This is a genomic window from Pseudomonas protegens (genome assembly GCF_013407925.2).
Classification (GTDB): domain Bacteria; phylum Pseudomonadota; class Gammaproteobacteria; order Pseudomonadales; family Pseudomonadaceae; genus Aquipseudomonas; species Aquipseudomonas fluorescens_AP.
In genome coordinates this window covers 1,488,338-1,501,973 of sequence record NZ_CP060201.1, presented here as the reverse complement: position 1 = coordinate 1,501,973, position 13,636 = coordinate 1,488,338, and the positions used below count along the sequence as shown (strand labels likewise).

Sequence of the window (13,636 nt, the reverse complement as noted above, 5' to 3'; positions counted from 1 at the left end):
GCCACACTTGCTTACAGTGCGTGTTTCTCCAATTGCGGCACATGGCTGGCGCCCGCTATCGCCGGCAGCAAACCGGCCCGCAGGTCGGTGCCGCTGGGCTGCTGGTACAGGTTCAGGCCGAATTCCGGCATCACCGCCAGCAGGTAATCGAAGATATCCCCCTGGATGCGCTCGTAATCGACCCAGGCGGTGGTGCGGGTAAAGCAGTAAATCTCCAGGGGAATGCCCTGGGCCGTGGTCTGCATCTGGCGCACCATGCAGGTCATGTTCGGCTGGATCTCCGGGTGGCTCTTGAGGTACGCCAGGGCGTAGGCGCGGAAGGTGCCGATATTGGTCATGCGCCGGCGGTTGGCCGACAGCGCGGCGACGTTGCCCTGGGCTTCGTTCCAGCTTTTCAGCTCGGCCTGCTTGCGCCCGATGTAGTCGGTGAGCAGGCGCACCTTGCTCAGCCGCTGTTCTTCGTCGTCATGCAGGAAGCGCACGCCGCTGGCATCGATGTACAGGCTGCGCTTGATCCGCCGACCGCCGGATTGCTGCATGCCGCGCCAGTTCTTGAACGACTCGCTCATCAGGCGCCAGGTGGGGATGGAGACGATGGTCTTGTCGAAGTTCTGCACCTTGACCGTGTGCAGGGTGATGTCCACCACATCGCCGTCGGCGCCGACCTGGGGCATCTCGATCCAGTCGCCGACCCGCAGCATGTCGTTGCTGGTCAACTGCACGCTGGCGACGAAGGACAGCAGGGTGTCCTTGTAGACCAACAGGATCACCGCCGACATGGCGCCCAGGCCGGACAGCAGCAACAGCGGCGAGCGGTCGATCAGGGTGGCGACGATGATGATCGCGCCAAACACGTACAGCACCATCTTCGCCAACTGCACATAGCCCTTGATCGAGCGGGTACGGGCGTGTTCGGTGCGCGCGTAGATGTCCAGCAGGGCATTGAGCAGGGCGCTCAGGGCCAGCAGTTGGAACAGGATGGTGAAGGCCATGGCCAGGTTGCCGAGGAACAGCAGGCTGGTCTTGCTCAGCTCCGGCACCAGGTGCAGGCCGAACTGGATCACCAGGGATGGGGTCATCTGCGCCAGGCGATGGAACACCTTGTTGTGGCGCAGGTCATTGAGCCAGTGCAGCGCCGGTTGGCGTCCCAGCAGCCTGACGGCGTGTAGCACCAGGTAGCGGGCCACTCGTCCGAGCACCAGGGCGATCACCAGTAACAGGGCCAGGCCGATGCCGGCGTGCAGGAGGGGGTGTTGATCGAGGGCTCCCCAGAGGTCCTGGGTATTGAGCCAGAGCTGTTTGAAATCCATGGGCTAAAACGATTCTTCTATGAGGCACGAGGGGAGGATTAGAGCATTTAACCCTGGGAAAGTTACGGTTAAGGACAAATCGGCTAACAAAAAACCAACTCTTTGCCACCGTTTGCACAAAGAAACTCGGCCTGCGCGCTCGAAACCGTTACCCTATGCAGCTGTTTTTTTGCATATCTTCGAGGTAGCACCCGTGTTTTCCCAATTCGCCCTGCACGAACGCCTGCTCAAAGCCGTGGCCGAGCTTAAATTTGTCGAGCCGACGCCGGTGCAAGCAGCGGCTATTCCGCTCGCGCTGCAAGGGCGTGACCTGCGGGTGACGGCGCAGACCGGTAGCGGCAAGACCGCGGCCTTTGTCCTGCCGATCCTCAATCGCCTGATCGGCCCGGCGAAGATCCGCGTCAGCATCAAGACCCTGATCCTGCTGCCGACCCGGGAACTGGCCCAGCAGACCCTCAAGGAAGTCGAGCGTTTCTCCCAGTTCACCTTCATCAAGTCCGGCCTGATCACCGGCGGTGAAGACTTCAAGGTCCAGGCCGCCATGCTGCGCAAGGTGCCGGACATCCTCATCGGCACCCCGGGGCGCATGCTGGAGCAGCTCAACGCCGGCAACCTCGACCTCAAGGAAGTCGAAGTGCTGGTGCTCGACGAAGCCGACCGCATGCTCGACATGGGCTTTGCCGAAGACGTGCAGCGGCTGGTGGATGAATGCCCGAACCGCCAGCAGACCATGCTGTTCTCCGCCACCACCGGCGGCTCCGGCCTGCGCGAGATGGTCGCCAAGGTCCTCAACAACCCTGAGCACCTGCAACTCAACAGCGTCAGCCAGCTCAACGAAACCACCCGTCAGCAGATCATCACCGCCGATCACAACCAGCACAAAGAGCAGATCGTCAACTGGCTGCTGGCCAACGAGACCTACCAGAAGGCCATCGTCTTCACCAACACCCGGGCCATGGCCGACCGCATCTATGGCCGCCTGGTGGCCCAGGACTACAAGGCGTTCGTGCTGCACGGCGAAAAGGACCAGAAGGACCGCAAGCTGGCCATCGACCGCCTGAAGCAGGGCGGAGTGAAGATCCTCGTGGCCACCGACGTCGCCGCCCGTGGCCTGGACGTGGACGGCCTGGACCTGGTGATCAACTTCGACATGCCCCGCAGCGGCGACGAATACGTGCACCGCATCGGCCGTACCGGCCGTGCTGGCAACGATGGCCTGGCCATCTCGCTGATCTGCCACGGCGACTGGAACCTGATGTCGAGCATCGAGCGCTACCTCAAGCAGAGCTTCGAGCGCCGCACCATCAAGGAAGTCAAAGGCACCTACAGCGGCCCGAAAAAGGTCAAGGCGTCCGGCAAGGCCGTTGGCGTGAAGAAGAAAAAGACCGACGCCAAGGGCGACAAGAAAAAGTCCGTGGCCAAGGCCCCGACCAAGCGCAAGACCGCCAACCGGCCGAAAAGCGACAGCCTGGTCAGCCAGGACGGCCTGGCGCCGCTCAAGCGCCGCAAGCCACAGGCACCGGCGGCTGAATAAAACCGCCGCCAGCGGTAAACGAAAAACCCGGACCTGGTCCGGGTTTTTTTTTGGCTGGCTTTCAGGTACTTCGGGCCTTGATGGCTCAACTGGCCTTGGGTTTCTCCACATGCCCTGGCTGGGCCTGCAGATCGATCCCCAAGGCATGAATGACCTTCAAGACGGTGTCGAATCGCGGTTTTGAGCCCGGGGCAAAAGCCTTGTACAGGCTTTCCCGGCCCATCCCGGCATCCCGGGCAATCTGGGACATGCCCCGAGCTTTGGCTACGTAGCCAATGGCTCGAAGAAACTCCTCGGTATCACCGTCGGCCAGCACTTGTGACAGGTATTCTGCGATGGCCTGGTCGCTGTCCAGCAACTCGGCCATGTCGAAGTGGGTCAATATCTGGGTCATGTTGAAAGATCCTTTGCCAATATCTTTGCCCGGCGAATGTCCGCGTCTTGAGAGGATTTGCCCCCGCCTGCCAGCAACACAATGATCGCGCCGCCACGCTGGGTGAAGTACAGCCGTTACCCGGGACCCACGTCCACGCGCAGTTCCGAAATACCTTCTCCCACGGATTTCACATCCCCCAGATTGCCTGTTGCGGCGCGATCGATGCGGCGGGCAATGGAGATTTTTGCGCGCAAGTCCTTCAGCGATGAGTGCCATCTGGCAAAGGACTGGGTTTGCTGGATGAGATATTTAATGCAGAAAACGTATCCATTTGGATACATTTTGGCAAAAGGGGTAGCACGGACTCGACTCGGGCTTTTTCTCGGTGTGGGCCAGTTCCTTGGGTTGCTGGTCGATCAACAGCCCGCTGCCAAGAAAACTTTCCTGAAGATTCAGAAGTGTCTGATGTGTCGGTGATCGGGGCAAATCTAGTATCGGCACCCGCTGCACGGTCCGGATTCTGGGGGGATGTGCAGTTTGTCGGCGCGCTCTGCGCTTATTTGACGTCAAGATGATGGCACATTAACATCCCCGCCCTGTCGTGACCCCTGCTGCCCTTTCGAAGGATCGAACATGTCTGTCTCTACCCTCGGGATGAGGTTGTGCCGTGCCTTGTCTTGCCTGCTGCTGACAGCCCCGCTGTCTATGGCGTTCGCCGCCCCTTTGCCCATTCCGACCTCCAACCCCGGCGACCAGGACCTGATCCGCGACCGGCAGAACCGCCTGCTGGAAGAACAGCAGCGGCGTCTCGAAGAGCTCAAGGACCTGCCCGGCAAGAGCGCCACGCCGGTGGCGCCCAGCGCGCCGGCCGACAGTCGCTGCTTCCCGATCAAGGACATCGAGCTCAAGGGTGCCGACTCGCTGTCCACCAGCGAGCGCGAGAGCCTGCTCAAGCCCTACATCGGCCAGTGCCTGGGGGTGTCTCAGCTCAACGAGCTGCTCAAGGTCATCACCAACCGCTACATCGAAAAGGGCCTGGTCACCAGCCGCGCCTACCTGCCGCAACAGGACCTGTCCAGCGGCCACCTGCAGGTGCTGGTGGTGGAAGGCAAGCTTGAAGGCCTCAAGGCCGCCGAAGGCAGCAAGCTCAGCGCCCGTGAACTGAACATGGCCTTTCCCGGCAGCAGCGGTGAGCTGCTCAACCTGCGGCAGATCGAGCAGATGGTCGACCAGCTCAACCGCCTGCCATCGAATCAGGCGCAGATGGAACTGGCCCCGGGGCAGGCCGTGGGCGGCAGCGAAGTCCTGGTCAAGAACAACCCGCAAAAGCCCTGGCGCGTTGGCCTGTCACGCAGCAACGAGGGCCAGAAGAGCACCGGCGAGCAGCAGTGGGGCAGCTCTTTCGAATGGGACAGCCCTCTGGGATTGGCGGATCAATTGGTACTGCGCGGCGGCCACGACGCCATCAGCGACCACCAGAAGACCTCGCGCAACGCCATGCTCTATTACAACCTGCCGTTTGGCTGGTGGAACCTCAGCTACAGCTACAGCCAGAGCGAGTACCGCTCTCAGGCCCAGGGGCAGGGCTTCAACTTCAAGCAGACCGGCGACAGCCAGAACCACCAACTGCGCCTGGAGCGAGTGATCCACCGTGACGCTGTGAGCAAGACCTCGCTGAACAGCGGCCTGAGCTACCTGCGCACCAACAACTACATCGAAGACAGCAAGCTGAGCAACAGCAGCAACCGCCTCAGCGAAGCCCAGTTCGGCATCAACCATGGCCGGCGCATCGGCGGCGCCTTCGTCAACCTCGACCTGGGGCTGCAGGACGGCATCGGCGCCTTCGACGCCCAGCGCCAGAAGGAACGCGACGACAAAACGGGCAAGCGCCAGGCCAACGCGCGCTATCGCAAATACACTGCCACCGCCAGCTACCTGCAGCCGTTCAAACTGTGGGACGAGTCCCTGGTGTTCAGCAGCCTGGTCACCGGCCAGCGCAGCGAGGATGTGCTGTTCAGCTCGCAACGCATGAGCCTGGGCAGCCAGTCTTCGATCCGTGGCTACAAGGACCAGAGCCTCAATGGCGACAGCGGCTACTACTGGCGCAACGACCTGCGCTGGAGCCGCCCGGTGACCTGGAACTGGCTGCGCCCGGCCTTCGCCGAGTACGGCACCGGGCTGGGCTATGACGTCGGCGCGATCCGCAACGACCGCTACAACGCCGAGCAGCATGGCCGCGTTTCCAGCGACTCCATCGAATTCTTCGCCCGCGGCAAGCACCTCGCCGCCAGCCTGACCTTCGCCCATTCCCTCGAGCGGCCAGATGCCCTGAGTGAGCGGGAAGCACCGATCTATTTCCGTTTGGATCTCTTTCTCTGATTGCACTGATTCATTGAGGCTTTTGACATGGACGTTCGCCAACTCGCCTTCCTGGCCCGCCAGCCTTCGGCTGCCCTGCAACCGCGCGACACCTTCTGGGGCCTGTCGAAACGCGGGTTGGCGTTCATCCTCGCCAACATGATGTTCTGGCAGCCGGTGGTGGCGATGGCCGACGGCATCGTGGTCAACGGCAGCGGCACCAGTCTCGGCCAGGCCGGCAATGGCGTGCCCATCGTCAACATCGCCGCTCCCAATGGCGGTGGCTTGTCCCATAACAAGTTCAGCGACTACAACGTCGGCCAGCAGGGCGTGATCCTCAATAACGCCACCAACCGCACCCAGGAAACCCAACTCGGCGGGATCATCCTCGGCAACCCCAACCTGGGTGGTCGCGCGGCCAATGTGATCCTTAACGAGGTCAACGGCGTCAGTCCCAGCCAGCTCAAGGGTTACACCGAAGTGGCCGGGCAATCGGCCCATGTCATCGTCGCCAACCCCTATGGCGTGACCTGCAACGGCTGCGGCTTCATCAACACCCCCAAGGCCACCCTGACCACCGGCAAACCAGTGATCGAGAACGGTCAGATCCAGCGTTACCAGGTGGATCAAGGCAGCGTCGCCATAGAAGGCGCGGGGCTCAACGCGAGCAATATCGACCGGTTCGAAATCATCACCCGCAGCGCCAAGATCAACGCCGAAATCCAGGCCAAGCACCTGGCGGTGATCGCCGGGGCCAACGATGTCGACGCCAAGACCTTGAACGCCACGGCGCGTACCGCCAACCCGGCGGATGCACCGCAACTGGCCATCGATTCTTCAGCTCTGGGCGGCATGTATGCCGGAGCGATCAAGCTGGTGGGTACTGAGGCCGGGGTCGGGGTGAAGCTTGACGGCAACATGGCCGCCAGCGCCGACGATATCCAGATCGACGTCAACGGCAAACTGAACGTTGCCCAAATCGCCGCCAACGGTGCAGTGAACGTCAAGGCCGCCAGCGCCGACCTGCAAGGCACGGTCTACGGCAGCAACGTCAACGTGCAGACCCGAGATACGCTGAACATTCAGCAAAACATCGCGGCTCGTGACCAGATCCAAGTGGGCACCCTGGGGCAGTTGAACAATAACGCCATCGTCGAAGCAGGTGTCAACGACGACAACACCCGTAATACCACGGGCGATATCAAGATCCGCGCCCAAAACATGCGTAACAACGGCAGTGTGGTTGCTAGCCGCGATGTGCGTGTTTTGGTAGATCAAACCCTGGATAACAGTGGCGGTACGCTCAGCGCACAACGTGCCGCGAAAATGACTGCGGGAACGCTGGATAACCGCAATGGCGGCAAGGTCCTCAGCGCCGATACGGCCCGCATCAACGCAGATAATCTTCTCAATACACAAGGCAAAGTTTATAGCCAAGGCAACCTGCGCATTGTCGGCTCAGACCTGGATAACCGTGGCGGTGAAATCGCTAGCAAGGCGAGTATCCGGCTGACTGGCGGCACCCTCAACAACAGCGATAACGGCAGCTTGATCGGCGAACAAACACTCACCATCAAAGCTGATCAGGTACTGAACCAACTGGGCCTGATCTCTGGATTGCAGGGCCTTGAAGTCAAAGGTGGCAAGCTCGACAACAGCAGCTACGGCAAGCTTTCCAGCCTCAACGGCGAAGTCAGCGTCCAGCTCAGTGGCGACCTGAACAACAGCAAGGGGGGGGCGCTGGTCAGTAAGACGGCGCTGACGGTCAGCGCTGCCAACATCGATAACCGCCAGGGCAGCCTGTCCAGCGGAGCAGGGCAGACGCTCACCGTCAACGGCGTGCTGGATAACAGCGACAAGGGCCAGATCGACAGCGCAGAGTCGCTGATGATCACCGCCACGACTCTGCGCAACGTCAGCAGCACCATCAGCTCCCAACTTGGCCTGACCGTCACCGGTACCGACCTGGACAGCACCGACGGCAGCATCGCTACCAACGGCACAGCGACCCTCGATTTGCTGGGTACTCTGACCAACACCAACGGCACATTCGCAAGCGTTGGGGACCTGCTGCTCAAACGCGCCGATCAGGTCAATAACCAGGGCGGCCAATTGGCCAGCCAGAGCATGGTGACCCTGCTCACTGGCGGCCTGGATAACCGCAATGGCGGTACTGTTGCCGCCAATGGTCGATTGCTGCTGACCGCCAGCGGTGTGGTGCAAAACGACAATGACGGCTTGATCTACAGCGAGAACGCCAGCCTCAACCTGCACGGTTCGCGCTTAGAAAACAGCAAAGGCACTCTACAAAGCCAAACCGCACTCGAGCTAAAAACCAGCGGCGATGTCGACAACCACGACGGCAAGATTGTCGCTCAAGACGGCGAGCTGAGCGTCGCGGCCGATCACGTCGATAACCGTGGCGGCACATTGTCCAGCCTGCGAAACGCGTTCACCGCGCGTATCACTGGCGTGCTCAAAAACGGTTATGACCTCGACAGCAAAGGCGGCACGATCCAGGCTCGGTCTCTGGATATACGTGCGTTGGCGGGCATCAGCAACTCCGGCGGCCGCATCGCGGCACAAGATGGCGACGCGCTGATCGACACCCGAACCGCTGACTTCGACAACCGCAACGGCGGGATCTACGCCAAGCAAGGAGTGATCGTCACCGGCCACAACTTCGATAACAGCGGCGATAACGATGGCCAGATCACCGGCCAGAACATCGACCTGACCCTCGACGGTGAGTTGAACAACCGACTCGGCATTATCGAAAGCAACAGTACCCTCACCATCACTGCCGCAAGCATTGACAACCAGACCGGCAAATTGCGCGCACTCGGCAACAGCGGCATCACTCGCTTCCAGATTGGTGGGCGGTTGAATAACCAGAGCGGCATGCTGGAAACGGCAAACAACGATATCAGCCTCTCGACCGGCAGTTTGCTGAACGCTGGCGGCAATATCGTGCATACCGGCAAAGGCAATTTTGGTGTGGCCAGCACTGATGTAATGAACGCTGGCGGCAGCTTCACCACGGGCGGTGACCTAACCCTGGATGCCGACAGCTGGACCAACAGCGGGGTTATTCAGGCCGGCACGCTCAACGTCAATGTTACGAACTTCACACAAGCCGCCACGGGGCAATTGTTGGCGTCGACGGCGTTTATCGGCACAGGCGACACCTGGGTCAATGATGGTGTGATCGGCAGCGACGGAACGCTGGGCTTGAAGTTGACGGGCGCCTACTCTGGCAGCGGTCGGATAAGCAGCCTGGCCGAGCTTAAAATGGCCGCCGCTCAGCTGGACCTTGGCGCCACCGCCAGCATCAAGGGCGGCGGTAAAACCGATATCAACGTCATCGGCCAGTTGAACAACTACGGCCGCCTGACCTCTGGCAGCGATATGGCTGTCACCACCACGAGCCTCGCCAACTACGGGGCCCTGGCCGCCGCGCAAGACCTCGTCATCAACGCTGAGACAATCCTCAACGATCAAGTGGAAGACGGCAGCCGAGGCTTCATATTCAGCGGTCGGAATATGAGCCTTCAAGCGGGCAGCATCACAAACCGCTACGCCGACATCTACAGCATCGGCAATCTCCTCGTCACTGGCAGGGCGCCGGGCAGCTCAGCCCAACGCCTGGAGAACCGTTCCGGCAGCATCGAAGCCGGCGGTGATATCAACGTCGATGCCGCAAACTTCGCTAACCAGCGCGACAAATTCAGCATGGAGCAACGGGTCACCGGCGGCTACATGACCATGTCCTGCGTGCAGCATTGCGATGGCCCTAGAAGTCCGCGTGTGCGTGGCCCGGTGTTCATCTACAAAACCGTTGAAAGCACTGTGAGCGAAGACTCACCGATGGCCACCTTCATGGCCGGGCACAACCTCACGGTTAACAGTGAAAGCGTCCTCAACCAATACAGCCTGCTGTCGGCGGCAAACGATCTGGCTATCAGCAGCACTAACATCACTAATCAGGCAGCTCTTTCCGTGTCGGGCACATCCGGTCGTGAGGTGGGGGCCGGTAACTGGATCTCGGGGCAGAGCTTCTACCAATTGATGAGTGATGTGCACCGGTATAACCAGCAGCATCCCAGCTCTGGTCCGTTCGACCCGGTAGCTTTTGGTGAGTTGGTTGCAAAGTTCAACCCGACCCTGTTCTACGGCATCAACGACCCTGTAGTCGTTCAGGCTGACGGTAAGGCGGCAGCCCCGGCCATCATCCAGGCAGGGGGTACGCAAAAGCTTAGCGCCTCCAATGACATCAGCTCGATTGTGGTTCAGAAAACCACCACCGCCGTCAGCGAGCGTTCCGCCAATACCAGCGTGTTCAGCGTCATCGAACCCTCAACCCTGTTGCTCAACCGCCAGCTGCCGCCCGACCTTGCCCAACTGCAAGTAGATCCAACCGCGTTGCCGGGCTTCAGCCTGCCGGTTGGCCAAAATGGCTTGTTCCGACTCAACGCCCAGGACACCTCGGGTGCGGCCGTCAGCCACATCGCGGGCGTGCAAGGCATCCCCAACAGCGTGACGGCGGTCAAGCCGCCCAAGTACCTGATCGAAACCAACCCCGCACTCACCGACCTCAAGCAATTCATGAGTTCGGACTACTTGCTCACACGCCTTGGCTACGACCCTGATACCAGCGCCAAGCGTCTCGGTGATGGGCTCTACGAACAACGCCTGGTACAGCAAGCCGTGGTCGCTCGCACCGGTCGAGCCTTCATCGAAGGACAGACCTCCAATGAGGATCAGTTCAAGTACCTGATGAACAACGCCATCGCCAGCAAGAATGAACTCAATCTCGCCGTGGGTGTGACCCTGACATCGCAACAGGTCGCGGCATTGACTCATGACATCGTGTGGCTTGAAGAGCATGAAGTGAATGGCGAAAAGGTACTGGTGCCGGTGTTGTATATGGCGCATGCCAATAATCGGCTGGCACCTAATGGTGCGCTGATTCAAGGCACTGATGTGACGATGATTGCCGGCAAGAATCTGACTAACGTCGGTACGTTGAAGGCCACCAGCAATCTGTCCGCCATCGCGGGCCAGGACATGGTCAGTAGTGGGCTGGTGCAGGCAGGGGGGCGACTTGATCTGTTGGCCAGCAAGAACCTCACCAACAAGTCGGGCGGCGTAATTGCTGGTAAGGACGTGGCGTTAACGGCGCAAACAGGCGATGTAACGAACGAGCGCACGGTCACTTCATCACAGATTGCCTATGGGAAAGACCAGGTCCGCAACGACTACGTCGACAGCTCGGCTCGCGTCGAGGCGGCCAGCGACCTGACAATTTCGGCGGGCCGTGACATCAACAACATCGGCGGCGCACTGCAAAGTGGGCGTGACGTAATACTGAACGCTAGTCGGGACGTGAATATCGTTTCCGCGCAGGCCACCAATAGTCTGGATCGCGGCATCAACCGCAACAGCAGCAACACTACTCAGTACAGCGCAAGCGTCAGTGTCGGGAGGGACGTTTCGGTTCAGGCTGGCCGCGATGTCACGGTGGTTGCGGGTGACATCAATGCTGAGAGGGATATCAGCATGAAGGCCGCCGAGAACCTGACCTTGAGTTCTGCGGCTGACGAAAGCCATGCCTACTCCAAGTCCAAGAAACTCACGGTGCAAGAGGATCACGTCAAGCAGATCGCCAGTCACGTGACGGCGGCCGGTGATGTGGTGTTCAGTGCCGGCAAGGACATGACGCTGATATCCAGCCGGATCAATGCTGGAGATGAGGCTTATCTGGTAGCGGGTGGGCAACTGGACCTGCTCGCGGCACAGGACAGCGACTATTCGCTCTACGACAAGAAAAAGAAGGGCAGTTTCGGCAAGTTGCAGACCCGCCGCGATGAAGTGACCCATGTGACAAATGTGGGGAGCGAGATCAAGACCGGGGGAGACCTGACGCTCAAGAGCGGCGGCGATCAGAAGTATCAAGTTGCCAAGCTGGAGAGCGGCAAGCACATCACCCTGGATAGCGGTGGTGCCATCACCTTTGAAGGGGTGAAGGACCTGCACCAGGAGAGCCACGAGAAGACCAATAACAACTCCTTCTGGGTGTCCTCCAAAGGCAAGGGCAATACCGACGAAACCTTGCGCCAGACCCAGATGGTGGCGGCCGGCAATATCGTGATCAAAGCCGTTGATGGCCTGAAGATCGATGTGAGGCAGGTCAACCAGCAAACCGTCAGCCAGAGCATCGACGCGATGGTCAAGGCCGACCCGCAACTGGCGTGGCTCAAGGAGGCCGAGAAACGCGGCGATGTTGATTGGCGGCTGGTGAAGGAGATCCACGACTCCTACAAGTACAGCAACTCCGGGCTGGGGCCGGCTTCGCAGATCATTATTGCGATTGTGATGGCGGCGGTGGTTGGGCCTATGGCAATGGGAGCTATGGGGACTGCCACCGGTGGAGCGGTTGCTGCGGGGACCATGAGTTCGGGAACTGCTGGAATGCTGGTGTCGGGTGCAGGAGCTATTGCTACAGGCGCTGCGACTAATGCAACTGTTAGCTTTATCAACAATGGTGGAAACCTGGGGGCGGTCTTCAAGGATGTGACCTCTTCGGATGCAATGAAGGGGTATGTGATTTCAGGGGTGACAGCTGGTTTGACTACTGGTTACTTCGACAAGTGGGTTGGAGGTAAAACCAACGTATTGACCGGCAAAGTTGATCTGCAATTAAACACTTGGGCAGGTGTTGGGAAGTTTGCGGCCAACCAGACCTTGCAAGGTGGGACCTCGATGTTGCTGAGCAAGGCGCTGGGGCAGGGTGGCAATGCCAGTGATGTGCTGAAGAATGCCCTGTTCAACACCTTGGCGGCAGCCAGCTTCAATGCGGTGGGTGATTACACCCTAGGTGTGTTTGACGACGGTTCGCTGCCGAAAATAGCCATTCATGCGATGGTCGGAGGACTACTGTCGGAAGCTACCGGTGGGGACTTTAAGACTGGCGCTCTGGCGGCAGGTGCTAGCGAAGCTTTGGTCGTGGAACTAGGCCAGTTGGTCAAAGGTGATGAAAACCTATTGGTCATGAGTTCACAAATTGTCGGTGTATTAGCAGCTGCCTCGCAAAAGGATGCCGATGCACAGTCAATAGAGAAGGGCCGCTGGGTCGCACAGCAGGCAATCCTTTACAACAACCTCAATCATGCGGCGGCAGAAAAGCTGCTCAAGGAGATCAAAGACTGTCGTGCCGCGGGAGGCTGTAGCGAAAGCAAACTTAAAAGCATTCTGGGGAAATATGAGAGCTTGTCTGCGGAACGTTCCAATGCCATCAATGCATGTGGTACCCGCGCGTGTGTAGACAAAATCCTGAATAGCTCGATCCGAATGGACGACCCCGTTTCTCAGGAGCTTCTTGGGCTATTACGGCAGACAACCTATGACACCCCTGGCTTGTTGCAGGGAAATCCAGATTTGGTTAGTTGGCAGAGTCCTAACCCGAGCGGTTGGGGAGATACTTTTGCACTGGACAAGCAACAGGCGTTTGCGAAGAACCTCAAGGAGGGATGGCTGACTCCTCAGGAGTTGGCCGACCTCGACCGTTGGAATGACTCTACCTCTTGGGTGGATAGATCCGCAGGACGGAAGTTAGAGCCTAAAGAAAAAGCTAGTATTCTGTTGGAGCTGGGCACAGCGGCCGCGATGGCACTGATGGGAGGCAGGGGAAGCGTTGGGGGAGCGGCAAAAGGAAGACTTACACCTAAGGATTTCCCTGAGGTTGCCGCACAAGTTAGTCGCCAAAAGCAGTTAAGACATCTAGAGGGAACCACACAGTTGGCTGATAGAGGGAAAGGGGGGTATATGAGCAATGCCGCTGATGCGCAGAAAGTTTTAGATGCTTATCGCTCAGGTAATGCGGTTATTTTAGGTAAAAATGCCCATGGTTTTCCTGTGGTACGAGTTGATGGTGTCACCGGAACGAATGTGAACATTGGAGCCGGGATAAAAGCTCAACCGACAAATGTTTTTGTGATCAAAGGAACAACAAGCCCGAGCATTGTTCCTACTAGCCCGAATCCTAAATTGGTAGATTGA

The 13,636-nt window shown here is 59.3% G+C and carries 5 protein-coding genes and 1 pseudogene; 3 read left to right on the top strand and 3 right to left on the bottom strand.

What is annotated here, in order from left to right:
• Positions 1-11: 11 nt before the first annotated feature.
• A complete protein-coding gene (locus GGI48_RS07040) occupies positions 12-1,310 on the bottom strand; it encodes a mechanosensitive ion channel family protein (protein ID WP_016967466.1) in 1,299 nt (432 codons plus the stop codon).
• Between the two features lie 193 nt (positions 1,311-1,503).
• Between GGI48_RS07040 and GGI48_RS07035 the strand changes: the two genes are divergently transcribed.
• The gene (locus GGI48_RS07035; RefSeq protein ID WP_042941946.1) at positions 1,504-2,844 is read left to right on the top strand and encodes a DEAD/DEAH box helicase; all 1,341 of its coding nucleotides are present in this window, start codon (positions 1,504-1,506) and stop codon (positions 2,842-2,844) included.
• Between the two features lie 85 nt (positions 2,845-2,929).
• Here the strand turns inward: GGI48_RS07035 and GGI48_RS07030 are convergent, their stop codons facing one another.
• A complete protein-coding gene (locus tag GGI48_RS07030) occupies positions 2,930-3,238 on the bottom strand; it encodes an addiction module antidote protein (protein ID WP_103741196.1) in 309 nt (102 codons plus the stop codon).
• A pseudogene (locus GGI48_RS07025) lies at positions 3,235-3,534 on the bottom strand (type II toxin-antitoxin system RelE/ParE family toxin). Before GGI48_RS07025 ends, GGI48_RS07030 begins: the two are co-directional and overlap by 4 nt.
• Positions 3,535-3,853: 319 nt before the next feature.
• Here GGI48_RS07025 and GGI48_RS07020 point away from each other — a divergent pair.
• Complete coding sequence (locus tag GGI48_RS07020; RefSeq protein WP_313771305.1) at positions 3,854-5,599, top strand: ShlB/FhaC/HecB family hemolysin secretion/activation protein; 1,746 nt, start codon at positions 3,854-3,856, stop codon at positions 5,597-5,599.
• A gap of 27 nt (positions 5,600-5,626) precedes the next feature.
• On the top strand, positions 5,627-13,636 hold the full coding sequence (locus GGI48_RS07015) for a DUF637 domain-containing protein (protein ID WP_179597612.1): 8,010 nt from the start codon (positions 5,627-5,629) through the stop codon (positions 13,634-13,636).

Bases quoted from the DNA above. Each gene is read 5' to 3' on its own strand.
- GGI48_RS07040 (WP_016967466.1), bottom strand. From the start codon at position 1,310: ATGGATTTCAAACAGCTCTGGCTCAATACCCAGGACCTCTGGGGAGCC.
- GGI48_RS07030 (WP_103741196.1), bottom strand. From the start codon at position 3,238: ATGACCCAGATATTGACCCACTTCGACATGGCCGAGTTGCTGGACAGC.
- GGI48_RS07020 (WP_313771305.1), top strand. From the start codon at position 3,854: ATGTCTGTCTCTACCCTCGGGATGAGGTTGTGCCGTGCCTTGTCTTGC.
- GGI48_RS07015 (WP_179597612.1), top strand. From the start codon at position 5,627: ATGGACGTTCGCCAACTCGCCTTCCTGGCCCGCCAGCCTTCGGCTGCC.